The organism is Pedobacter cryoconitis, assembly GCF_001590605.1.
GTDB lineage: Bacteria > Bacteroidota > Bacteroidia > Sphingobacteriales > Sphingobacteriaceae > Pedobacter > Pedobacter cryoconitis_A.
In genome coordinates this window covers 3954054-3978527 of the sequence record NZ_CP014504.1, presented here as the reverse complement: position 1 = coordinate 3978527, position 24474 = coordinate 3954054, and the positions used below count along the sequence as shown (strand labels likewise).

Annotated in this window: 21 protein-coding genes; 6 read left to right on the top strand and 15 right to left on the bottom strand. The window is 38.1% G+C overall.

Annotation, left to right across the window (positions count from 1 at the left end):
- Position 1: 1 nt before the first annotated feature.
- The 3 genes from AY601_RS16455 to AY601_RS16445 all read left to right on the top strand — a co-directional run bounded on the left by AY601_RS16455 (position 2) and on the right by AY601_RS16445 (position 4343).
- Positions 2-1309 (top strand): DEAD/DEAH box helicase, encoded by a 1308-nt coding sequence (locus tag AY601_RS16455; protein WP_068403024.1) that lies wholly within the window; start codon positions 2-4, stop codon positions 1307-1309.
- A gap of 2 nt (positions 1310-1311) precedes the next feature.
- Positions 1312-1560: a DUF1456 family protein gene (locus tag AY601_RS16450; protein WP_068403022.1), complete on the top strand. Its 249-nt coding sequence runs from the start codon at positions 1312-1314 to the stop codon at positions 1558-1560.
- A 125-nt stretch (positions 1561-1685) separates the two neighbouring features.
- On the top strand, positions 1686-4343 hold the full coding sequence (locus AY601_RS16445; RefSeq protein WP_198163541.1) for a TonB-dependent receptor: 2658 nt from the start codon (positions 1686-1688) through the stop codon (positions 4341-4343).
- Between the two features lie 6 nt (positions 4344-4349).
- On the opposite strand, the gene ettA is transcribed toward AY601_RS16445, so the two are convergent.
- Complete coding sequence (gene ettA / locus AY601_RS16440) at positions 4350-6029, bottom strand: energy-dependent translational throttle protein EttA (protein WP_068403019.1); 1680 nt, start codon at positions 6027-6029, stop codon at positions 4350-4352.
- 196 nt (positions 6030-6225) lie between these two features.
- On the opposite strand from ettA, the gene AY601_RS16435 reads away from it, so the two are divergent.
- Positions 6226-6897 (top strand): hypothetical protein, encoded by a 672-nt coding sequence (locus tag AY601_RS16435; RefSeq protein ID WP_068403017.1) that lies wholly within the window; start codon positions 6226-6228, stop codon positions 6895-6897.
- Between the two features lie 124 nt (positions 6898-7021).
- Here the strand turns inward: AY601_RS16435 and AY601_RS16430 are convergent, their stop codons facing one another.
- The 4 genes from AY601_RS16430 to AY601_RS16415 all read right to left on the bottom strand — a co-directional run bounded on the left by AY601_RS16430 (position 7022) and on the right by AY601_RS16415 (position 9625).
- Entirely contained in the window at positions 7022-7651 is a 630-nt protein-coding gene (locus AY601_RS16430) for an SMI1/KNR4 family protein (RefSeq protein WP_068403015.1), read from the bottom strand.
- Positions 7652-7751: 100 nt separating this feature from the next.
- Entirely contained in the window at positions 7752-8360 is a 609-nt protein-coding gene (locus AY601_RS16425) for an SMI1/KNR4 family protein (RefSeq protein WP_068403013.1), read from the bottom strand.
- Between the two features lie 242 nt (positions 8361-8602).
- The gene (locus AY601_RS16420; protein ID WP_068403010.1) at positions 8603-8962 is read right to left on the bottom strand and encodes a DUF4406 domain-containing protein; all 360 of its coding nucleotides are present in this window, start codon (positions 8960-8962) and stop codon (positions 8603-8605) included.
- A 57-nt stretch (positions 8963-9019) separates the two neighbouring features.
- Positions 9020-9625: a Crp/Fnr family transcriptional regulator gene (locus AY601_RS16415; RefSeq protein ID WP_068403008.1), complete on the bottom strand. Its 606-nt coding sequence runs from the start codon at positions 9623-9625 to the stop codon at positions 9020-9022.
- A gap of 108 nt (positions 9626-9733) precedes the next feature.
- Here AY601_RS16415 and AY601_RS16410 point away from each other — a divergent pair, with 108 nt between their 5' ends.
- Both AY601_RS16410 and AY601_RS16405 read left to right on the top strand, forming a co-directional pair.
- Positions 9734-9955, top strand: coding sequence for a hypothetical protein (locus AY601_RS16410; RefSeq protein ID WP_068403005.1), 222 nt, complete (start codon positions 9734-9736; stop codon positions 9953-9955).
- 340 nt (positions 9956-10295) lie between these two features.
- The gene (locus AY601_RS16405; RefSeq protein ID WP_068403003.1) at positions 10296-12836 is read left to right on the top strand and encodes an ATP-dependent Clp protease ATP-binding subunit; all 2541 of its coding nucleotides are present in this window, start codon (positions 10296-10298) and stop codon (positions 12834-12836) included.
- 355 nt (positions 12837-13191) lie between these two features.
- On the opposite strand, the gene AY601_RS16400 is transcribed toward AY601_RS16405, so the two are convergent.
- The 10 genes from AY601_RS16400 to AY601_RS16355 all read right to left on the bottom strand — a co-directional run bounded on the left by AY601_RS16400 (position 13192) and on the right by AY601_RS16355 (position 24124).
- A complete protein-coding gene (locus AY601_RS16400) occupies positions 13192-14265 on the bottom strand; it encodes a PA0069 family radical SAM protein (RefSeq protein WP_068403001.1) in 1074 nt (357 codons plus the stop codon).
- 41 nt (positions 14266-14306) lie between these two features.
- Positions 14307-15536: a carboxypeptidase-like regulatory domain-containing protein gene (locus AY601_RS16395; protein ID WP_068402999.1), complete on the bottom strand. Its 1230-nt coding sequence runs from the start codon at positions 15534-15536 to the stop codon at positions 14307-14309.
- Between the two features lie 129 nt (positions 15537-15665).
- The gene (locus tag AY601_RS16390) at positions 15666-16487 is read right to left on the bottom strand and encodes an enoyl-ACP reductase FabI (protein ID WP_068402997.1); all 822 of its coding nucleotides are present in this window, start codon (positions 16485-16487) and stop codon (positions 15666-15668) included.
- 74 nt (positions 16488-16561) lie between these two features.
- Positions 16562-18223 carry a DNA repair protein RecN gene (gene recN, locus AY601_RS16385; protein ID WP_068402995.1) on the bottom strand — a complete coding sequence of 554 codons (1662 nt, stop codon included), beginning with the start codon at positions 18221-18223 and terminating at the stop codon, positions 16562-16564.
- Between the two features lie 137 nt (positions 18224-18360).
- Positions 18361-20232, bottom strand: coding sequence for a M56 family metallopeptidase (locus AY601_RS16380; protein WP_068402993.1), 1872 nt, complete (start codon positions 20230-20232; stop codon positions 18361-18363).
- Positions 20233-20236: 4 nt separating this feature from the next.
- Entirely contained in the window at positions 20237-20620 is a 384-nt protein-coding gene (locus AY601_RS16375; protein WP_068402991.1) for a BlaI/MecI/CopY family transcriptional regulator, read from the bottom strand.
- Between the two features lie 109 nt (positions 20621-20729).
- Positions 20730-21632, bottom strand: coding sequence for a DUF4835 family protein (locus AY601_RS16370; protein ID WP_068402989.1), 903 nt, complete (start codon positions 21630-21632; stop codon positions 20730-20732).
- Positions 21629-22828 carry a bifunctional phosphopantothenoylcysteine decarboxylase/phosphopantothenate--cysteine ligase CoaBC gene (gene coaBC, locus AY601_RS16365; RefSeq protein WP_068402987.1) on the bottom strand — a complete coding sequence of 400 codons (1200 nt, stop codon included), beginning with the start codon at positions 22826-22828 and terminating at the stop codon, positions 21629-21631. Before coaBC ends, AY601_RS16370 begins: the two co-directional genes overlap by 4 nt.
- A 46-nt stretch (positions 22829-22874) precedes the next feature.
- Positions 22875-23201 (bottom strand): DNA-directed RNA polymerase subunit omega, encoded by a 327-nt coding sequence (locus tag AY601_RS16360; protein WP_068402985.1) that lies wholly within the window; start codon positions 23199-23201, stop codon positions 22875-22877.
- Positions 23201-24124, bottom strand: coding sequence for an outer membrane protein assembly factor BamD (locus AY601_RS16355; RefSeq protein WP_068402982.1), 924 nt, complete (start codon positions 24122-24124; stop codon positions 23201-23203). Before AY601_RS16355 ends, AY601_RS16360 begins: the two co-directional genes overlap by 1 nt.
- Between the last annotated feature and the right edge of the window lie 350 nt (positions 24125-24474).

Below are 24474 nucleotides of genomic sequence, written 5' to 3'. Positions count from 1 at the left end.
CATGATGGTAGAAAAGGTATTGGGTAATTTAAAAATCGCTTCTTTGAATGAAATGCAGTTGGCAGCAATTGCCGCTACAGCTAAAGGAAAGGATGTAGTTTTACTTGCACCAACAGGTTCTGGTAAAACTCTTGGCTTCTTATTGCCAGTTTTAAAAAATTTAGATGCAGCTACAAAAGGGGTACAAGCGTTGATATTGGTTCCTTCAAGGGAACTTGCTTTACAAATTGAGCAGGTATTTAAACAAATGGGTACTGGTTTTAAAGTGAACTGCTGTTATGGTGGTCACCCTGTGAAAACAGAAAGAAACAACTTTGAGCAACCTCCTGCGGTACTGATTGGTACACCCGGAAGGATTGCTTATCACCTTAGAAAAGAAAACTTTGACGAATCATCTATAACTACACTGGTACTGGATGAATTTGATAAAGCCCTTGAATTTGGGTTCCAGGAAGATATGGCCTATATTATTGGCAACATGCGTTCCTTAAAACAACGTATGCTTACTTCTGCAACACAAATGGAGGCTATTCCTGATTTTACAGGACTTAAGTCTTCTGTAGAAATCAATTTTCTGAAGGATGTAAAAGTTGCACCGGATTTGAAACTGAAAAAGGTAATGACTACCGCAGAAGATAAACTGGATACTTTATTTGAACTGATCTGTAAAATAGGAAATAAAACTACATTGATCTTTTGTAACCACAGAGAAACTGTAGACCGGATCAGTGATTTGCTGATTGATAAAGATCTTGCACATGATATTTTTCATGGCGGGATGGAGCAGGATGAAAGAGAGCGTGCTTTACTTAAATTCAGGAATGGTAGTATTAAAATATTAATTACAACCGATCTGGCTTCACGCGGACTGGATATTCCGGAAGTAGAATATATTATTCACTATCAATTACCTTATACAGAAGATGCTTTTTTGCATAGAAATGGCCGTACAGCACGGATGAATGCCAAAGGGACTTCCTATCTGATGATGACTGAGGAAGACAAATACCCTTTCCTGAAAAGTGATATAGAGATTGAAAAATTAAAAGGTAATTATCAATTACCAAAAGATAGTCAGTGGCAGACTTTATACATTGCTGCGGGTAAAAAAGATAAAGTCAACAAAATTGACATTGTAGGTCTGCTGCTTAAAAAAGGTGGACTGGAAAAGGACGATGTTGGCTTGATCGAAGTTAAAGACCAGAGTTCATATGTAGCTGTAAAACGCAGTATGGTTCCTAAGATTCTGGCAGCTCTGGCTAATGAGAAAATAAAAAACAAGAAAGTGAAGATAGAAGTAGCGATGTAATTATGAGCAACAATGACATTTTGAAGAAACTCCGCGTAGCGCTGGAGTTGAATAATGAAGATATTATTAAAATCCTTGAACTGGTAAACTTTAAAGTAACAAAAAGTGAATTGGGCTCATTTTTCAGAAGTGAAGACCATCCTAACTTTAAGCCATGTGGTGATCAGATTTTGCGTAATTTCCTCAATGGATTAGTGATTTTTAAAAGAGGCCCGAGAGTTGAGAAATTAACTCCGCCAACTATTGATTAACTCAAACAAACAGCTATACTTGTGATAAGAAGGCTTAATGTTGCCTTCTCACAAGAATTGCATTTTTGAACATGGCCAATTGGATTGCATGACGAATGATTAGATTTTTAAAATTTCCTGAAAATTTGAGTCATTTAAAATGTATAATTTTATTCAATGCCCTTATATTCTTCTGCAGCTTTGCTACTAAAGCACAAACAGAACACAGGCTTACCGGAACTGTAATCGACTCTTTAAACGATGTCGTATCCGGAGCTGATGTTTTCCTCATTGCAGATAAAGACACCTTAACTTCAATTACCAATACGCACGGAAGATTTGTTTTCTCCGGGTTCAAAGCCGACCGGATTGCTCTGCTGGTCATGAGTATAGGCTTTAAGCCTTATACCAGATCATTTCAATTTAAAGAAGGACAACTCAATATGGATCTCGACATGGTTATTCTTGATCTGGAATCTAACCTGCTTAATGAAGTTATAATTAATGGCAGAGACAAGCCAATTAAGATCAAACGCGATACTATTGAGTATAATGCTGCTTTTTACCAGATTTCTGAAAATGACAGGGTAGAAGATTTGCTGCGGCAATTACCCGGCATAGAAGTCGATGCACATGGAAATGCGACTACGATGGGGAAACCATTGCAGAAATTAAGAGTGAACGGTGAAGACTTCTTTACCAGTAATGTCAAGGACTTTATTAGTCAGCTTCCGGCCAGTGTAGTGGATAAAGTAGAAATTATCAATGACTATGGAGATGAGGCGAATTTTACGGGGATGAAAACCGGAGAATCTCAGAAAATGCTGAACCTGGTAACCAAGTCGGGACAGAATAGAGGGACTTTCGGGAATGCACTGGTAAGTGGGGGAACAAATAAGCGTTATGGTCTTCAGGGGAACGGAAATTTATGGGAAGGCAGTAAACAGATCGGATTTAGCAGCAGCTCTAATAATACGAATAACGAAGCAGGAGTAAATACCGCTGCCACTGCGGGCATCAATTATAGAGATAAGTTATCAAATGGAGTTACTGCCAGTGCAGCTTATAATTATGGGTATAACAAAAATATCTCGGAACAGTTGAATTCGACTGAAACGGTAACGACCGACGGAACAATTTTTAATAAATCACAATCGGCAAGTAAATCAGCTGACAATACACATAACATTAATTTTAATGTACAATCTATAGCGAACAAGAGTTATTTTCAAGCCTCTTTGGGTGGTTCGATGGCTTTAAAGAATAGAGATGGGGATATTCTTTCTAAGCAAACAGGGCTGATCAGACAGGATTTGCAGAGTGAGAGCGGGTCGAATACTAAAACACCTGCGCTGAACGGTAATTTTGTTTGGGCCAGAAGTATGGAGAAACCGGGCAGAAGTATGTCTGCTGGAGTGGTTATCAGTAGTGGGGTCAATCAGGTCCAGGATGATCTGCGGAATAAGTTAAGCTATTACAACAGGCAGAATCAGTTGGTTAAAGATTCCATTGTTAACCGTTTTATTGATGCGGAAAACAGGACGAATCTGGTTACAGCCGATTTTAGATACAGTGAGCCTTTAAGTTCTGACAATGACTCTCTGGTGAAAAGAAATATAGATTTCTCCTATTTCTTCTCCATGAGTAAAACAAGAAATAGCTTGTATACCAAGGTGGATAACAGCATTGGTAATAGTAGCGTTGTGGATTCTCTGAGCTCTATTTATTCTTCGGCTTTTCTGTTTCAGCGTTTTGCGGTAAACTACCGTTACCAGGCTGAACGACTCAATTATAGTCTGGGCTTAACTTTGCAGCCAAGTCAGCTCACGGGACAATATAAAGGGAACGAGACTAAAATCAGTCATTTTGAACTTAATTTATCACCCATAGTCAATTTAAGCTATAACTTATCTAATTGGGATAATTTTGCTTTTGTTTATAGCGGAAGCAGTACAGCTCCCGATTTTTATCAGTTGCAGCCGGTACCCAATATTAGTAACCTTCAGAATGTTATTATTGGAAATCCTAACCTGAAATCCAGTTTTACACATTCCGGGAATCTTACTTATCAGCATACCGATGAACAAACAGGATCAACCTTGCAACTTGCATTAAATGGGGCTGTTGTTGAAGATCAGGTGGTTAGTAATGTGATCTTGCTAAAAGATACGTTAAATAGCTTAAAACAGGAAACACATTATGAGAACGCAAATGGAGCATACCTGATAGGAAGTATGTATTCTTATGCTTTACCTTTTGCCAAAAACAAGTTTAATGCAGAGTTGAGAGGTACATTTGATTATATTAATATGATTTCATATGCTAATAATGACTTGAATACTAATAGAAATATTAATTTTTCACAATCTTTGAAATTCAGGATGAACCAGCGACGGTTAACTTTAACCACTTCTGCGACTTATACTTACAGCAGTAACCGCTATTCCATTGAATTGCTGAAGTTAAGAAATATCGAAACCTGGCAATTTAACTGGAGCGGCCGGGCTTTTCTGAATAAGAATTTTTCTCTAAATGCCGATGTGTCCAAAAAGATAAACTCAGGTTATTCACTGGCTGTAGCGAACCCAATGCTAATTAATCTTAGTTTGGAGAAGATCTTGTTTAAGAACAGGCAGGGAACCCTCTCTTTACAAGCTTATGATCTATTGAACCAGGGAAATAACCTGGTTAGAAGTATATCTGATAATTCGATTACTGATAGTCAGTATAATCAAATTACCAGATATTTCCTCGTTAGTTTTAATTACCGTTTACAGAACTTTGGTCATAAAAAGACTAAGTAACAGTTGTTAGCTTAATTTCTTGTACCTGATTCTGTGCGGAGTTACATCGCCTAAGCGTTTCTTACGGTTTTCTTCGTAATCACTGTAGTTCCCTTCAAAGAAGTAAACTTGTGAATTACCTTCAAAGGCAAGAATATGTGTACAAATACGGTCTAAGAACCATCTATCGTGACTGATGACTACTGCACAACCGCCAAAGTTTTCTAATGCTTCTTCCAGTGCACGCAACGTATTTACGTCAATATCATTGGTTGGCTCATCGAGTAATAATACATTGGCCCCTTTTTTCAAAGTGATTGCCAAGTGTACCCTGTTGCGTTCTCCACCTGATAATATACCTACTTTTTTCTGCTGATCACCACCGTTGAAGTTGAATTTAGAGACATAAGCACGTCCGCTAACTGACTTGTTTCCTAACATAATGTTGTCAAGTCCGTCAGTGATGTTTTCGTAGACAGTCTTATTGCCATCCAGGTCATTGTGCATTTGATCCACGTAACCTAAGGCTACCGTTTCACCTACTCTGAATGTTCCTTCATCTGGTGTTTCCTGCTCCGTGATTAAACGGAAAAGGGTAGTTTTACCTGCACCGTTAGGGCCAACGATCCCTACAATTCCTGCAGGTGGCAAAGAAAAACTCAGGTTTTCGAAAAGTATCTTGTCTCCGTATGATTTAGTGACATTATTGGCTTCAATAACTACATTACCTAATCTGGGGCCTGCAGGAATAAATAGCTCCAGTTTGTCTTCTCTTTCTTTAGAGTCTTCTGAGGCTAGTTTATCATAGTTGGATAAACGTGCTTTAGATTTTGCATGTCTGGCTTTTGGTGCCATACGAACCCATTCCAACTCACGTTCCAGTGTTTTCTGACGTTTACTTTCTGTTTTTTCTTCTTGTGATAAGCGTTTTGCTTTCTGATCTAACCATGAAGAATAATTACCTTTCCATGGAATACCTTCTCCACGGTCAAGTTCAAGAATCCATCCTGCAACATTGTCAAGGAAATATCTATCGTGGGTTACCGCGATAACTGTTCCTTTGTAATCTTTCAGGAATTGCTCCAGCCAGTCGATACTTTCTGCATCAAGGTGATTGGTTGGCTCATCCAGTAATAGAACATCAGGCTCTTGTAATAGTAAACGGCACATCGCCACACGACGGCGCTCACCTCCTGATAAAACACCAATTTTAGTGTCAGGATCAGGGCAACGTAAAGCATCCATTGCACGTTCCAGCTTATTGTCAAGCTCCCAGGCATTTACTGCATCAATTTTATCTTGCAGTTCCCCTTGCTTGGTCATCAGTTTATCCATTGCATCTGCATCTTCATAAACTTCTGGTAAGCCGAACTGTTGATTGATAGATTCGTATTCTTTCAGGATAGCCGTAATTTCTGCAACGCCTTCTTCTACAACTTCACGAACAGTTTTGTTCTCGTCAAGTTCTGGCTCTTGTGCAAGATAACCAACAGTATAACCTGGCGAGAATACAACCTCACCCTGAAATGCTTTGTCAATTCCCGCAATAATTTTCAATACAGATGACTTACCCGATCCGTTAAGACCAATAACACCAATTTTGGCTCCGTAGAAAAATGAAAGGTATATGTTTTTTAATACTTGTTTTTGAGGGGGGTAAATCTTATTTACTCCCGCCATTGAAAAGATTATTTTTTCGTCTGACATAATTGGGTTTTAATATTTTATGCCTTTAAAAGGCTTTTACTGATTGTTAACTCTCTGGTCTTTTTCCCTGTCCTGATTTTGGTCAGCGGTCACAAAGATAAACAAGGTAAACCCATTAAAAAACTGTTTGTCTGATATAAGATGAATTTATAGCTAAATCTGAAAAACATTTAGACCGAATTAATATCTTTAAATCATGAAGCATATATTATTTTTCCTGTTAAAGCCTGGTTTTTCATTTTTGTTAATCGTTAGCCTCTTTGTTTCCTGTAGCTCTCCGGTGGAGTTGAAAGAAGGCTTTGCCTTTGAAACAACCTTACGTCCGGGTAGTGAAAGGGTATCTGACCTGGCAAACAAGTTAAATGGTGCGCTTATTGAAGAGGCTCAAAAGGAGGGAAGAGATAGTGCTCTAGTATTACAATCGGATGAAAAGGAAAAGGTTCCTTTTTATGAAGATATTGCATTTCTACCAATTGTGAGTGCAGAAGAATTAGAGAATGTAATAGGCGATTATACGGAAAAGCGTTTCAGAACAAACCAGCAGGATTTTTCAGCACAAATAGCTGCAATTGATTTTAAGAAAAACTTTGTGTTGCTTGTTGGGCATCCTAAAGCGACATCATCAATAGTTTTGGGTGAGGTCAATAACAATCAGGCAATTTATGTAGACAAGGTCATGGATGATGGCCTTGACAATAAAAAACGCAAGATTGAATTGGTCTCCAAACGTTTAGGAGATGCAGCCACTGGCCTGGCCTCACTTATGCAGAAATGGGAGTCCAAAGTTTATATAGTAGATTATAAAAATTCTGATAGTTTACTGCTTGAAATAGATAAAAACGTTTATCCTTTCAGTCTGAAAAAATAGGGCTATTTAAGCTTATAGCTCCAATCCTGTATTTTGTTTCTTCATTGGCTTTGATGCTTGTTTGGATATTAGCGTAACCTGCAGTTTTTGTATAAAGTAATTTACCATTATTTCAGAATGACTACTATTCTTTTTCCCAGCCACTAAAATATCGCCATTTTCTAAGCTTATCCTTGCCAATCAGTTCTTCAATGATTTCTTCATTCCATTTATCGACATCTTCCTGAGCAATATTTTCTCCAAAAAGATCAGCCTGTGCAAATATTAAACATCCTTTGATATATGCATCGACAGTGTTGAACATTTTGATAATATTTGGAGCTTCGTCATGATCGAAAAAATAGATCTCTTTTGTTTGACTGTGGAAGCAAAACATATTTCCGTTTCCAAGACAATCACTAAACGTGACTAAATAAGGAAGTAATTCATTTTCTTCAGGTGTAAAATCTAATCCGTATTCAGGGTCAGCAGCGCCAGTGTCCTTTAACCAGCCAATCGTATCAAAATCCTGAAGCTCTTCACCAATGTTGGCCAAACCGAATGTCTGATAGAAAAGGTTTAAACCTTCTGGCAGCATTGTTCCCAATCTTGTTTCAAGCGCTGAAATTTCAGCTGTAGAAATTGGGTCTTTGAGTTCGTCATTCCAGTTAGTGGCTAATGCTTCAATGATCTGGCTGGTTTTAATTTTCCAGTCATCGTCTCCGATTTTGTCGAAGGGTATTATAATATCTTCTTTTTTATTGATTTGAAGCATGGTAAAGCAAAATAGTTAAGGCAAATATGTTTGTTGGAAATAGGAAGATTGAGTTCTTATATTAAAGGTTTGGCTGGTCTTATCTTTAGGCCCATTCGCTTTAATATTTCCATTTTTTAATAATATCGTTACCAAACAGCTCCTCCGCAACTTCTTCAGTCCATTCATCAGCATCTTCCTGGTCAATGTCTTCGCCATAAAGTTCTGCCTGTACAAAAATTAAACAACCTTTTATATAATCATCTGCTGTATTGAACATCTTTGTGATATAGGAGCCACTATCATGGTCAAAAAGATAGATTTCTTTGGTTTCACTATGAAAACAGAACATATTTCCATTTCCAATATAGTTACTGAATGTTACCAGGTAAGGCAATACCTCATTGTCTTTGCTTGTAAAGTCAGGCCCGTTTTGAGGATTGTTAGCCCAGATATCCTTCATCCATTCCATTTTATCTAAGTCCTGGAGTTCTTCGCCAATATTGGCAAGACCGAATGTTTGATAAAAAAGATTTAATCCATCAGGAAGGGTTGTACCAAGCTTCGTTTCAAGTGTTGTAATTTCAGCTGAGGAGATCGGAGATTTTAGTTCTTCATCCCAGGTATCTGCAAAAGCTTCAATGATCTGGCTGGTTTTGATTTTCCAGTCATTGTCTCCTATTTTGTTGAAGGGTATGATAATATCTTTTTTATTATTGATTTCGAGCATGGTATTTGGAAATTATTAATGTCGATTGATTATTCAATATAAAGGGTTTTAACTTTTGCTATATAAAACAATAATAATTGAAAAATATTATATAATACCTGCTATTGTTGTTATTGTTTGAAAATGTGTTGAATGACGGAATGTTTGCTTTTGCCTTGAAAAAAGAATAGGGAGGTAATTCCCTATTCTATAATAGGGTCATTGATCATTTAATTCAACAGGAAAAAGCTCATCAAAGCATATTATTCATCAGCATGAGGTACATCATCCAAACTATAATAAACCTTTAATCCTCTTTCTTTCGCAATCCTTACATCTTCATCAGCTCCTTTAGAAGCACCTTCAAGTCGTAACACTGCGTCACATTTTGAAAGTAGCCGATGTGCTACAGGATATAAAATCTCTTCATAAGCTTCATCACCTGGTTTTTTTGAACCTGCAAGATGAAGCAGGGGTAATGCTACCCACTCGCCAATCATAGGAATATGCCCCAAACGGAACAAAGGAAGTGCTACAGCTTCTAATCTGCTTAAATTTTGTGTGATTAATTCGGGATCGTCATTTGTCCCGCTGCGGTAAGGGCCTGCTATAAGTATCAACATATCTTTAATTTTTCATACAAAACAAGAGAACAAAACGGCTGAAAAAAATAAGGTAGATTAAGAAATTTTATCAAACGAAACATTAATTTTATGCTTATTACTGCGGATCGTACTTAAAAACTCCGGCGTAATACCCAGGTAAGAGGCGATCTGTTTTTGAGTAACTTGTTTAACCACTTGGGGATATTTATTGATAAAGCTATTGTACCGCTCTTCTGCCGTAAGTGATAAGTTTTGTATTGTTCTGAGTTGTTCTCTGATATAGGCATTCTGGAAAATTATCCTGAAGAACCGCTCAAATTTGGGTGTTTTGATATATAAACTATCCAGATCATCTTTTGATAACTGAAAAATAATACTTTCTTCTACAGCTTCAATAGTCAGCATAGCTGGCTGATCATTGATGAAACAAAACATATCTGTTATCCACCAGTCTGTAACAGCAAACATAATAGTGGATTGTTTACCTTCTTTATCCAGGTAATATGCTCTTAATATACCTGAATGAACAAAATTGATATACTTACAGGTTTGTTCTCCTTTCAGGATGAACTCCTTTTTTGAAACTTTCTTTTGCTTCAGGCAAGAGGTGAAATAATGAATTTCCTCCTGATCGAGCGAAATGTGCTTGGTTATATTTTCTAAAATAAGGTTATATATCATGATACGATTTAAAGGATCGGCCGGGAAATGTTTTTGTCCCCAAGAATAGGGAAATATCAGTGAAATTTTTTAGAGCTTTACTGCGTTTAATATATACTAAGCTTAATTATGGAGCAATATAACTATGAAGATGAATATCGTGGTCAAAAAAGAAAATTCTTAATTCTCTCCGGAGAAGAAAATACCATCTACAGAGTGTTCTCAGAAGCCAGATTTATTGGTTCCATCAGCCATGAAATCGATAATGAAAAAGTAATCTGGAAAACAGAATATAACATACTGAAGCCTATAGCTACCAAAATAGGGGAATGGATTGAGAATTCTAATTAAAGACTGCCATTTTGTTGCTTTTAGTTTGGGGTAACTAGCAAAATGACAGGTCGTTTATGGCATAATAATCATTACATTTTTGGGACAATTCTCCCAAAAGGTTTGAAAATGGTTCCTTTTGTGATTATTTAAGCTACTTTAGAAGTATTTATTTTCCTCTGGTTAATAAAATAATATTGTTATTAGTGTCAAAACTTAGTAAGTTTAATGGAATTAGATCAGTAACGAAATCTTTCTTCCGCTCTATGGCGTAATTGTTGATAAAATAAATCATATAGGTGACGCTTATTTATAAAACATTTTTATAGTTTAGGGGCGTTGCGTTTAAGAAAAGGTATATATGGAAGCTAAATTTTCACCACAAGTAAAAGACGTGATTTCGTTTAGCAGGGAAGAAGCCCTGAGATTAGGTCATGATTATATAGGCGCTGAGCATCTTTTGTTGGGTCTGATTCGCGAAGGCGATGGAATGGCTATCAAAATATTGAAATCGCTGGGGGTTGATACGTCTAAATTGCGCCGCTCAATTGAGGAAGCAGTAAGAGGTACATCCAGTGTGACGGTTAATCTGGGAAATATCCCCTTAACCAAACAGGCCGAAAAAGTATTAAAAATCACTTATCTGGAAGCCAAAATCTTCAAAAGTGATTTAATAGGAACAGAGCATTTGCTGTTGTCCATCCTTCGTGATGATGATAATATCGCTTCTCAGATATTATTGCAGTACAGCATCAATTACGAAATCTTCAAACAAGAAGTAGAAGTTAATAAAAATGGTTTCAGAGATGAAACCCAAGGTAGTGCTTCTACTGGTGGTGATGATGATTACCGTGAAGAGGAAAGCTTTAGCAGTCCCAAAAAAGTATCTGACATTAAATCCAAAACCCCTGTTCTGGACAATTTTGGAAGAGACTTAACAAAAGCTGCAGAAGAAGGCCGTCTGGACCCTATTGTAGGGCGTGAAAAAGAGATTGAGCGTGTTTCTCAAATCCTTTCCCGTCGTAAAAAGAATAATCCTATTTTGATTGGTGAGCCAGGTGTAGGTAAGTCGGCGATTGCTGAAGGGCTTGCTTTGCGCATTGTTCAACGTAAGGTTTCAAGAGTGTTGTTCAATAAACGTGTGGTTACGTTAGATCTTGCTTCTTTGGTTGCTGGAACTAAATACCGCGGACAGTTTGAGGAACGCATGAAAGCAGTTATGAATGAACTGGAAAAATCAACTGATGTAATTTTATTCATTGATGAGATCCATACTATTGTTGGTGCTGGTGGAGCTTCTGGTTCCCTGGATGCTTCCAATATGTTCAAACCTGCTTTAGCGAGAGGTGAAATTCAATGTATTGGTGCTACTACTTTAGATGAGTACCGTCAGTATATTGAAAAAGATGGGGCTTTAGACCGTCGTTTCCAAAAGGTAATGATCGAGCCAGCTTCTCCTGATGAAACTATTGAGATCTTAAACCGTATCAAAGAGAAGTATGAGGAACATCACGGTGTTACTTACACAAACGAGGCAATAAATGCCTGCGTTGCTTTGACTACAAGATATATTACTGACAGGTTCCTTCCGGACAAGGCTATTGATGCATTGGATGAGGCTGGTTCAAGGGTACATTTAACTAATATTCATGTTCCTGAAAACATCATTGATATTGAAACTAAGATTGAAAATATCAAGGTTGAGAAAAATAAAGTTGTAAAGAGTCAGAAGTATGAGGAAGCTGCAAAATTAAGAGATACTGAGAAGAATCTTTTAGAAGAGCTTGATCGTGCTAAAACTGAATGGGAAGCTGAAACTAAAACTAAACGTTACACCGTAACTGAGGATAATGTTGCAGAGGTTGTTTCCATGATGACTGGTATTCCTTTACAACGTGTGGGTCAGACTGACAGCGTGAAATTGCTGAATATGTATGATACTATAGCAACTAAAATTATTGGTCAGGACGATGCGATCAAGAAATTAAGTAAAGCTATTCAACGTACAAGAGCTGGGTTGAAAGATCCTAAGAAACCTATTGGTTCGTTTATTTTCTTAGGCCCTACAGGTGTTGGTAAAACTGAATTAGCTAAGGAATTGGCAAGGTTCATGTTCGATAGTGATGATTCACTGATTCAGATTGACATGAGTGAGTATATGGAGAAATTTGCTGTTTCACGTTTAGTGGGAGCGCCTCCGGGATATGTTGGTTATGAAGAAGGTGGTCAGTTAACGGAGAAAGTACGCCGTAAACCTTATGCTGTTATCTTATTGGATGAGATTGAAAAAGCTCATCCGGATGTGTTCAATATCCTGTTACAGGTATTGGATGAAGGTCAGCTGACTGATAGTTTAGGTCGTAAAGTCGATTTTAGAAACACGATTATCATCATGACTTCTAACATTGGTGCACGTCAGCTTAAAGATTTCGGTCAGGGTATTGGTTTCTCTACGAATGCAAAAACTAATCAGGTTGATGCACATTCAAGAGGGGTAATTGAGAACGCTTTGAAACGTGCATTTGCTCCTGAGTTCCTGAATCGTGTGGATGATGTGGTTGTATTCAATACTTTAGGTAAAGATGAAATCTTCAAAATCATTGATATCGAGTTGAAGTCATTGTTTGGCAGGGTTCATAGTTTAGGCTATGAGGTTAAGTTGACTGAAGTAGCAAAAGAGTTTATTGCTGATAAAGGTTTCGATATTAACTTTGGTGCCCGTCCGCTTAAACGTGCGATACAGAAATATCTGGAAGATCCGATTGCTGAAGAAATCCTGAAAGGGGAGATCAATGATGGAGATACGCTTGAGATTGATTACAATAAGGAAACTGATCTTATTGTAGTTGAAAATAAAAGCCCGGGTAAAAAGAAGAAAAAAGAGGAAGGAAGTGTTGAGTAAGTTCCTCCAATACTGAAATATAAAAGGCTGCCTGTAAAGGTGGCCTTTTTAGTTTTAAAAAAACAGGGTATGGTATTTCAAGCCGGCACCCGCCTGAAGGGGCGGCCAAGGTCTTGAAATACCATACCCTGTTTTTTTAAAGGTTTATGTAACATGGCCGGGGTTTAGCGGAGCGGTTTATATTAAGGTTGCTTGTCGGGATTACTTTTTGGGTTGGGAAAAGTAAAAACAGGAAAGACCTTTACTCTTGCTTTTTGGAGAAGCTTTAGGAATACCTTTGCTATCACTTTTTGGTCAGGTTCCTTGAAAGACTATTGCTCTTGCTTTTTGGAGAAGCTTTAAGAATGCGTCTTTCCTAGAATAAGCTTAACTGTGGCTTTGGAATACTGAATAAACTAGAATCAAGGTGTATTTTTTTAAGATTCAAATGATTGATTCTGCAATGTAATTTGAAGGTGTCGTGAATCATTTTTGCAATATTACCTTCACCTTTCATTCTTTCTCCAAATCTGCTGTCGTTAACTGTTCCGCCGTGGCAGGATTGGATCATATGCCATACTTTGTCAAAACGGTCGGGAAAATTCTGACGTAACCAGTCTTCGAAGATTGGGCCAACTGCTCCATTTAGCCTGACTATCGTATAGCCGGCACTTTCTGCACCGCAGGATGCAATGGTTTTCAAGACACTTGGGATTTCATGATCACTCAGGCCGGGAACAAGTGGGGCAACCATGACTCCGGTCGGAATTCCGGCTTTGCTAAGTTCTTCTACTACTTTTAATCTTTGTCTGACAGTTGTAGTTCTGGATTCCATCTTCAGTCTTAGTTTTTCATCCATGCTATTGATGGAAACGTAAACCAGGCAGAGGTTGAGTTTAGCCATTTCCTGAAGGATATCAAGATCGCGGAGTATCAAGGCATTTTTAGTGATCATCCCTATAGGCTGTTTATAAGCAAGGGCAATTTCAAGGAGTTGACGGGTCAGTTTATACTCACGTTCTGCGGGTTGATAACAGTCAGTATTTCCAGATAGAGAAATAGTTTCTGCATTCCAGCCTTTGCGCTCCAGGAATTTCTTAAATAATTGTGGAGCATCCTTTTTGACAATAATCTTCCTTTCGAAGTCCAGGCCGGCACTGAAACCCCAATACTCATGTGCGTTTCTGGCATAGCAGTAGGTGCAGCCGTGTTCACAGCCTTGATAGGGGTTGAGGGAATAAGCCATGCCCACATCGGGACTGGTCACTTTATTGACGATAGTCTTCGACTTGCCTATGATGAAGCTGGTCTTATGGTTTTCATTTTCCCAATCGTCTATTCCCTCGCTGTGTTCTTTGACATAGGAATGGGCTAAGAAATGATTATGAGGGTTAAATTGCGCACCTCTCCCCTTCAAATATTGCTCTTCTGTCTTGTCCGCTGAAATCATCCTTAAAATTACTAATATTTTTAGTAATTGCGAAAAGGAAATTATCTTTTATTTATCGGGACATAATCCATGGGCACCATATCACCAATTTTCTCATAGGCCCAGAAGCCTTCAAAGAGTATGGCTTTTGAATCGTGTATTGCACCATTTGGATAAAAACTAACGGGGCCTTTTAGCATACTAACTACCGAGATCTGATAATTGGGAACTGTTAAGGGCCTCATTACATAATGGCCAGTGTTGGAATAAGCATTGCTTTCTTCTTCCTTAGTGTACATCACATAGAGTTCATCTTTATAATTGATGGTTTTCATATTGGGGTAAATGCGCTTGACTAAAGTATCAGTTGCTACACCCGACATATCAAGGCTCGTAAATTCTTTAGGGAGATCATAGAGGCGCTGCATCATCAGCAGAGAATCGGTGAATACTGAACCTATAGTGCTTGCTCCGTGCATTCTTTTCATCAGCCGTGCTTTTGTTGAAGCAATATAAGCGTCTGATGGCCGGTTAGGATTCTTTGTTTTAATCCTTTTATAGATGATAAAACCGTTTTCTTCTACTTTATTCTGGTAAAGAGATTGAAAGAAATGTTGTGGTGAACCTGCATAAGCAATTTCTCTATTATTAAGCCAGGTTTTTCTTTTCCGACCAGAGCCTTTCAAATCTTCAAATACCGGAAGGCCTGAGAAGTAGACAATCCTCGTGTTAAAATTATATTCAAAAAGATTAAGCATGTATTTTAACCGGTAGCCTAATGCTTTATTCTCGACGACCAGAAATTCATTGGTAGTTACACTTAATACGCGCGCATCCCCATCGTACTTAATATACAGAACCTGCGGGTTCAGGATCTTACATTTGGCAGAATTAGGCGTGCGGCCGATAAAGAAATCTTCAAATAATTTAAGATTCTTTTCCCTGTCAGGATCAGCCCGGATCACTACTTCATTCAATTGTACGGTGTTCTCTGCCAGGATAATTGTGATGTTCACTGCCTGATCAGAAATGATCACACTTTTACTATAAGGCAGGTAACCCATCATTTGGACCACCACTTCATATGATCCGGGTTTTATCTTGGACAAGGTAAACTGACCATCATTATTGGTGACCGTGGCAGTCGTATACCCACTCAGATAAATACCGGCTCCGGGCAATGTTTCTCCCTTTTTATCCTTTACTTGTCCACTTATTGTATACAACTTTTGTGCATGCGTATTCAGGCAGAATAATAAAAGCAAGACTGTCCCAAAGAGATATTTAATCATGGAGCTAATTTAACTGATCTAGTGGTTATTTGATAATAAAAAAAGCCCTTTAAGGGCTTTGAATTTGTTAAAAAACGTTAATTAAAGGAATAGCTTCCGGAAGCTTATATTTCCAGCTTTAATTGCATTTTAAGCTTCCGTATCTACACCTAACCTGTGCATTACTTCGTCACTTACACCAGTAGAAGAATAACCCCCGTCATGGAAAAGATTTTGCATGGTGACCATACGTGTCAGATCAGAGAACAAAGTGATACAGTAGTCCGCACAAGAGGCTGCATCTGCATTTCCCAGAGGTGCAATCTTATCAGCGTAATCAAAGAAATCTCCAAAACCTTTTACCCCGGTACCCGCAGTTGTTTTTGTAGGAGACTGAGATACTGTATTGATACGGACTTTCTTTTCTAAACCATAATGATAACCGAAGCTTCTGGCAATTGATTCCAGCATCGCTTTAATGTCAGCCATATCCGTATAAAATGGATAAGTTCGCTGTGCAGCCATATAAGTTAAAGCAACAACACTACCGCCTTCACTAATCGCATCCAGTTTCTTTGCAACAGCAAGCATCTTATGAAATGATAAAGCTGATACATCTATACCTTTCTGAAAATAATCATAGTTTAATTCAGTATAAGGGATCTTTTTACGGATGTTAACACTCATTCCAATAGAATGCAGTACAAAGTCTATTTTGCCACCCAGGATTTCCTGAGACTTGTTATATAAATTAGTCAGGTCTTCGACACTGGTTGCATCTGCAGGTACTATTTGTGAGCCTGTTTTTTCGGCAAGTTTGTTAATCTCACCCATACGCATAGCGATTGGCGCGTTAGTTAACACGAATGTTGCGCCTTCTTCATGTGCTTTCTCCGCAACTTTCCAAGCAATAGAATTCTCATCTAAGGCACCAGTAATGATACCTCTTTTACCTTTTAATAAATTGTACATTTTTTTGTTTTTATTATTTAATGATCAGCACAGTTTGTGTGTAATAACGCTTCTGAAAGAAATATTATTGCCTTTTAGTTTTTGAAGCTTAACAAATCCTGTGCATTTTTTAAAGCCGACTCTCCTGGGTTTTTACCACTCAGCATTTCAGCAATAGCAAAAATGCGTTCCTCAGGATTTAATCTGCGGATACCAGTGGTCGTTCTTTCCGACTCTTCTTTCTTATAAACGAAGTAATGTGCCTCGCCCTTGGCAGCAATCTGCGGAAGATGGGTAATACAGATAACCTGCATATTCTGCTCCAGTTCACCTATTACATCACCAACCCGAAGCGCTGTTTCGCCAGAAATACCTGTATCAATCTCATCAAAGATCAGGGTCGGAAGTAAAGTATGTTTTGATATTATTGATTTAATAGCAAGCATTAAACGGGAAAGCTCACCACCCGAAGCTACTTTGCCTACAGGAGCAGGGGCCTGGCCAGCATTCGCAGAAAATAATAAGGAAATCATATCTTTTCCATCCTTATTTAAATTCTCCACTACAGTCTGCTCAATTTTAATCTTTGCATTAGGCATGCCCACGCGGACTAATATCTCACCGACTTGTTTCTGAGCTACACTAATAGCCTTGCTGCGGTTTTTTGATAAGGTGTCTGCTATCTTTTCCAACTCCACCTTCAGCTTGTTAATCGCAATGATTAAGCGCTCTATCTCTTCATCACTGTTTAAAAGCGTATTTAAATTATCCGAAAGTTCGTTTTGTATCGCCAGCAATTCTTCAACCGAAGTAACCCGGTGCTTTTGCTGTAAAGTATAAATAGTATCCAGCCTGACATTAATTTCGTCAATCCTCGCCGGGCTGTACACAATGTTTTCTTCCATTACTATCGTTTCCTCTGCAATGTCTTTGATCTCAATCATCGCCGAGCGCAAACGTTCATTCATTGCACTATAAGCAGGATTGAACTTTTCTATGGCCTGGATCTGGTTAATAACCTCTTTTAAAATAGGGAGTACTGCAGTCTCTTCACCATCCAGTAAAACATGGCCATTCAATAAACCTCTTTTGATACTTTCCGCATGATTCAAGGCTTCCATTTCAATTTCCAGCGCTGCTTGTTCCCCTGCCTGTAAGTTTGCACTTTCCAGTTCATTAAATAGAAATTGTTCGTAATCTTGTTTACTTCTGGCTTCGTCAGCCGAAGTTTGCATATTAATCAGCAGCTGAAGGTTCTTCTTATAGGCTCTGAATTTTAACCTGTATTCAGTAAGCAGCGGCAGATGGTTAGATAAAGTGTCTACAACAGCTAACTGAAAGCCTGGATCATTTACTTCTGATGTCGCATGCTGAGAATGGATATCAATCAGTTTTTCTCCGATCTGCTTCATCACCGATAGCGTCACAGGCGTATCATTGATAAAAGCCCTGGACTTACCATCAATAGAAATTTCTCTTCTCAGAATGCTTTCCTGTTGATAATCCAGGTCGAATTCTTCAAAATAAGGCTGCAGCCCTGAACCCGAAAGTTTGAACTGCCCCTCTATGACACATTTTTTCGCCTGATTGAAAAAATATTTTGTCTCTGCACGCTGTCCTAAAATCAAAGACAGTGCACCCAGCATAATAGATTTTCCAGCACCAGTTTCCCCTGTAATGATATTTAAACCTTTATCAAGTTCCAAATCGACACTATCGATCAGTGCGTAGTTACGTATAGAAAGTTTCTGTAGCATATTTGATTGCTAAATTATGAAAACTAAGTCATTTGACGTTTATTCTTTTTTAACAAAAAACGGCCGAAGATGTTTCTTCGGCCGCTGCGGTTATTTGTGTATTAAGGTTTTAAATATTTTATAATTTGGTACGGGATTTAATTGTCGTCTTTTTTCTGTTCTTTAGCTTTCAGCTTCTCCACATCTTCATCAAATTTCTTTTTCAATTCCTGATATGCTGCTGTTTTTTTAAGTTTTTGCTGCGCTTCTGATTCATTCAGGAAAATAACTCTTGAATGGTTATCAGCAGACATTAACTTGATTCTCGCTTTGAATTCAGGAGAATTGATCATTTGTTGTGCATTCAATGCTTGTAAACTTGCTTGTTGCTGAAGTTTTTTCATTTTTGCTTTGAATTCAGGAGTGTTATATTTAGCCTGCGTTTCTTTGGCTATTTTCTCCCATTTAGCGCGCTCTTTAGGATTATCGTATTTCGCTTTCATTTCAGCACCATATTTTTCCCATTTCGCTTTTTCCGCAGGACTATCATATTTAGCTTTCATTTCAGCACCGTACTTTTCCCATTTCGCTTTTTCTGCGGGAGAATTATATCTTCGCTCTAATTCCTTTCCTTTTTGCGCTATACGGGCTTCTATGCTTGCTATTTTGCTTTCATTGGCTGAAAAGCTGGCTGCAACGAGGTCTTTAACATCCGAAGTGAAATTGAGCATTGTAACTGGTAACTCATGACCTAATACAGAATCTATTTCAATACCAATTGGAACAGGTGGGGCAGGAGGTGCGGGCGGCATAATAACTGCAGGAGGCTCTGGCATATTGTGATTAATATATACATGGCGCAGGGCTAAACTATCCTGGCCCTGTATCACCATAGAATCAGGTGTTTCAGATTTTTTAAAGAGATATACTTTTTTGATTTTCTTTTTCCCGGTGTCTATAGGAAGTTGTACCGAAGGAGATAAAAACGTAGTATCTTTTGATAGTTTTGAACGTTTTAACTGCTGATCACTCTTTGCAGGATTGATCCACGCCAATGAAATGATAGTGGTCAGTGTCAATGCCACTGCGAAAAGCTTTTGTTTTGAATTCATATAGTTCGTTTTCATAGCTGTGATTCTTTTAATTCGCTGATAGAGATGTTGATTTTTTCCTGTTGCTGCCAGGGCGAATACAGGCGAACTTTGATCAGCCAGTAATTCTAACTGCAGCAGTGCATGTGCATAGGTCAATGGAGTGTTGGTCAGCTCAACCACCAGATCATCACAAGCATGTTCTCTTTCGATATCTATAAATTTGCCAGTCAGCCAGACAAAAGGATTGAAGAATAAAATGGTTTCAATCAATGTCCGGAACAGATTAAACAGGTAATCGTTTCTTCTGATATGAGAGAGTTCATGAATGAGTATAGCTTCTATATGTTTCATCTCCATTTGTGCCACTAAGGCTACCGGAAAAAGGACCACAGGTTTAAAAAAACCGATAACAAGTGGAACATTAACATGGTTGGACAAATGAAAGGAAACGTGTTTACTGATATTTAATTTTTTAGTTAAGGCTTCAAAAAGAAGATTCCATTCTTCAGGAATATTGATTCTTACTGCGCTTTTAAGGCTTTGTATTTTGTTATATCCTTTGAAAACGATAACAGACTGGATCAGCAAGCCAATACTATACAACAATACAAGGAAAGGAAATATTCTTTCTGCATTAGGGATCAGGATTGCAGATAAAAAGGAATTTGATAAGGAGTTCGTGTCTGTAATGACTTGTACAGTTGAAGTACTCTGCTGCACTGCCGGCCATTTAAATACAGCTAAGAAAGTTGCTATAAAACAAATAAATATAAGCGTATTTGCAGCAAAAGCTAAATTGTATTTAAGCTTGGCTTTTAGCCGGAAGATAGGCAGCTGGCTTGGTAACAGCAGCGCATATACGAGTGCAGCCTGCCACAAGGAATGCAGGATACTCCATCCTGTTGCCTGTATAAGATTGTTTAATAAAGCTTCCATAATATTATTTATAATCTAAGTCATTTAAATATTTCTTTATCGCTTCTATCTCATCCTTACTTGAAGTATGATTTCCCAGGGCTTGCATCACTAATCGTGCTGCAGAGCCGCTAAATGCATTGTCAATTAATTTAGAAACCAGGTGCTCCTGTGTTTTCTGCTGGCTGGCCAGTGCACTATAAATATGTGTCTTTGAACTGGTATCTCTTTTTACCAATCCCTTCTCCTGCATAAGCTGCATAATTTTTAAGGTCGTGGTGTAACCGGCTTCTTTATGTTGTGTCAGGATTTCGTGCACTTCTCTCACCGTACAATTTCCCTTCTCCCATAAGATTTGAAGTATCTCCAGTTCGCTTTCAGTTGGTTTTATCGTATTTTGTGAAGACATATTGTATTTACGAATTGTTTCGTAGTACTAATGTAAGAATATATTCGTACATGCAAAATATATTTTATTAAAATAAGATAAAAAGAGGGTAGCAGGCTTTTAAAGGGGATTAAAGGCCTTTTTTTAGAATTTCGTATTTATTGATATTGGCAGGATCTATCTCACTGAGCAAGTTATAAGCCTGAATTTTGTCCTGTGTATTTCCTGTAGCCAGGATATTTACCATTTCTTCAGCTTTAGTAGCCAGGTAAACATTAGGGAAAATTGAGCCTAGTTTTTGCTTGTCCATCTGCTTTAAGTCAGTTAAGAAACCTAATAACATCTGACAGCCTTTGGTTGGGTTTTCCTGTATACGATCGAGTGTGTTCGCGTGATAGTTATAGATGAAAATTCTTAAATCTTCAAAGCTTTTATCCAGTAGATTCTGATTTAACCAGTATCGGTTACGCAACCCATCATAAGCTTTCCAGCCGGAATTACCTGACACCTGAGCCACATTCAGGATATTCTGGGCCTTCAGGTAATATGGAGAACCACCCAGTTTACTGAAGCTGTCTTTGTCTAATCCGATGATAGTATAGGCATAATAAGATAACAATGAGCCCAGGTTGCTCAGGAAGTTCTGATCAGAGAAGTTCACCGGTTCTCCTTCATTATAGTTGAAATCGAAATCTTTATCACTAAGATTAAGTAGCGTACTGTTGTACGAAGTACCAAAAACAGGGCGGCTGGTTTGTATTTGTGCGTCAGCTTTATAACCTGAAGCTCCATCCCACGAACTGATTGTAATCACGAGATTACTTTCAATCCTTTCCTGAGGCTGATAGGTTTCATTAGTCCATTTATTGTTGTTCAGAAATTCACGTATCGTATTCTGGATCAGCTCAATATTCTTCTTATTCATGTTAGGCACTGTTGGTGCTGTTACAGTTACCCTGGTATTCAGTTCCTGAGTGAAACCAGTTAAGCAAATGAAGAGTGAAGCGAAAACGAGAGAAGTGAATTTTTTCATGCAGGGCGCAACTTTAATATTTCAGTACAGATATCTTTGGCTACTTCAGTTTTTGATTTTACTTCGTATACCGTTTTCTCTAAGCACTGATTAAAGATAGTAATTTTGTTCGTATCTTTTTGAAAGCCTGCACCAGCATCATTTAAAGAATTCAGGATAATCAGATCGAGGTTCTTTTTGATCAGCTTAGCCTTTGCATGTTCTTCTTCATTGTTAGTCTCCAGTGCAAACCCAACCAGAATTTGCGCTTTGGTTTTGGTCTGACCTAGTGTGAAAAGAATATCAGTTGTCTTTTTTAGCGCAATGCTGAATTCCTCTGTTGCTTTTTTTATTTTCTGTGCAGCAACATGAACGGGTGTGTAGTCTGCCACCGCCGCACTCATAATTGTGATGGCGCTATCCCCGAAATTACTTTTGCAAGCTTCGAGCATTTCGCTGGCTGTAGTTACATCTATTCTGTATACCTGTTGTGTACTTTTCTCTGCAGTAGGTCCGCTGATTAAAATCACATCTGCTCCTAAACGGGCCATTTCATCAGCAAGGGCAAAACCCATCTTTCCTGAAGAGTGGTTGCCTATAAAGCGTACTGGATCTATGGGTTCGTAAGTAGGGCCTGCAGTGACCATTACTTTTACACCTGTCAGGGGAAGAGCTTTTTTGATGGTAGCTATAAGATAAGCGACAATTTCTTCCGGCTCTGCCATTCGTCCTTCTCCATATAAACCACTGGCAAGTTCTCCGCTTGTTGGGGAGATCATCGTATTGCCAAAGCTTTGCAGTTTCTGAATATTGTCTTTAGTACTTCGGTGTCTCCACATATCAAGATCCATTGCAGGAGCATAGAAGACAGGACATTTAGCGGAAAGATATACGGCACTCAGCAGGTTATCGCAAAGTCCGCTGGCCATTTTACCAATCGTATTGGCACTGGCCGGAGCGATGATCATATAATCTGCCCAAAGTCCCAATTCGACATGGTTACTCCATACTCCGGTCTCTTCTTCGAAATATTTGGTGTAAACAGGGTTTTTAGATAGGGTGGCAAGCGTGAGCGGTGTGATGAAGTTTGCCGCATCGGCTGTAAGGATTACCTTGACGTTTGCACCAGCCTTAATCAGGAGCCTGACTAATACTGCGGACTTATATGCTGCAATACTGCCGCAAACGCCAAGGATAATGTTTTTATTTTTGAGCATGGTTTATTAATGCAAATGGTTATGCTATATAATACCTATGCAGATTTTATTGTGAATCTTTAGCTGGATTTCTGTGGTAAATTTTATCATTCAGAAACTCATCAATTGCAATAAGGCTTGGCTTCGGCATGCGCTCATAGTGCTTGCTGATTTCAATTTGTTCTCTGTTTTCGAAGATCTCTTCCAGGTTATCATTAGAAGAAGCGAACTCAGCTAATTTGCCATGTAACTCCTCTTTCATGTTATTTGAAATCTGATTAGCCCTTTTAGAAATAATCACTAAAGACTCATAAATGTTGTGGGTCTTTTGATCTAAATCGTTTACATTTCTTGTTACCGTAGTGTTTGGTATTGCGGGTTTATTCGTATTCATTATGGGTTGGGGGTTTTAATCGTAGTAGTATCTTTTTTTGCATCTTTTTCCATTAATGCTCTATATTTCGCAGTTAGTTTAGCATCCTGCGCCATTAATTGTTTCGCATTTGCTATTCCAGCTTCACTATTTGTCTTCAGTGTTTTCACCTCAGCAAGATATTTGCTTTCAGGATGACCTTCAATAAATTCGTTTGCATAACCAATTGCTTCGTTATACCTGTCTTCCTGACGGAATGCATAGCTATTTCTAGCATATGAATACTGTGATTTAACGATCAGTAAATCCATATCTTCTACATACTTGATATCAGGGAAATCAGTTTCTGCATTTTTCAATGCAATTACAGATGATTTGAAGTAAGAGATATCATATCCACCCAAATCATAGTATAATCTTGCATTCGTGTAAGCTTTCAATTCAAGTTTAGCACGAAGGTCAGTAATGTATTGACTTGCCTGTGCAACGCGCTCACTTTTAGGGTATAAGTTAATAAATAACTGTAATGCATCAATTGCTTTGTAAGTGTTTTCCTGCTCTAAAGTATACTCAGGAGAATCCAGGTAATAGCAATAAGCGCCCATGTACCTGCATTCTTCAGCGTTTTTACTTGTTGGATAGGTATCTGCGAAGTATTTAAACTGATAACGTGCGGTAGTGAAATCTTTTAGTCTATATAAAGTATACGCGTAGTAATAATTCAAGTCTTCAGCTTCAGTTCTTCCTCTATATTTCTGAGAAAGATCTTCAAATAAGATAAGGGCTTTTGAATAATCCTTCTTGTTATATAGTTTTATTGCCTCCTGGTATTTTTTGGCCACATCATTGCTGAGCCTGATTTTTTCAAAACGGCTTTTGCAACCTGCAATACTCAGGGCAATAACAGTAAAACTTAGTATAAAAACGTGTTTAATTTTAAACATTGTGCAAAGATAAGTTAATAATACGATAACGTCAATTAAAAATAATCGACCGCTAAGCTATATAAAGCCTTTTTATAAGTCAAGCTGTTAACATATTTTAACAAATAAATTCTCTGGAAGCGGTTATCTGATTAATTACTGGCCAAAAAAGGGACGGAAAGGTTGCTTCTATGTGGTTAAATAATTTTGATTATTCCCCCGTATCTATGCTGTACTTTAAATATAGGTATTTAAATTTGTTGAAACAACAGATCATTGGTAATGAAATGTAATATTATTAAATCCTATTTTCGTTCGGTAATCTTTTAAATCAAGTCTTAACATTAGATCAAACATTTCATTTTGACTTT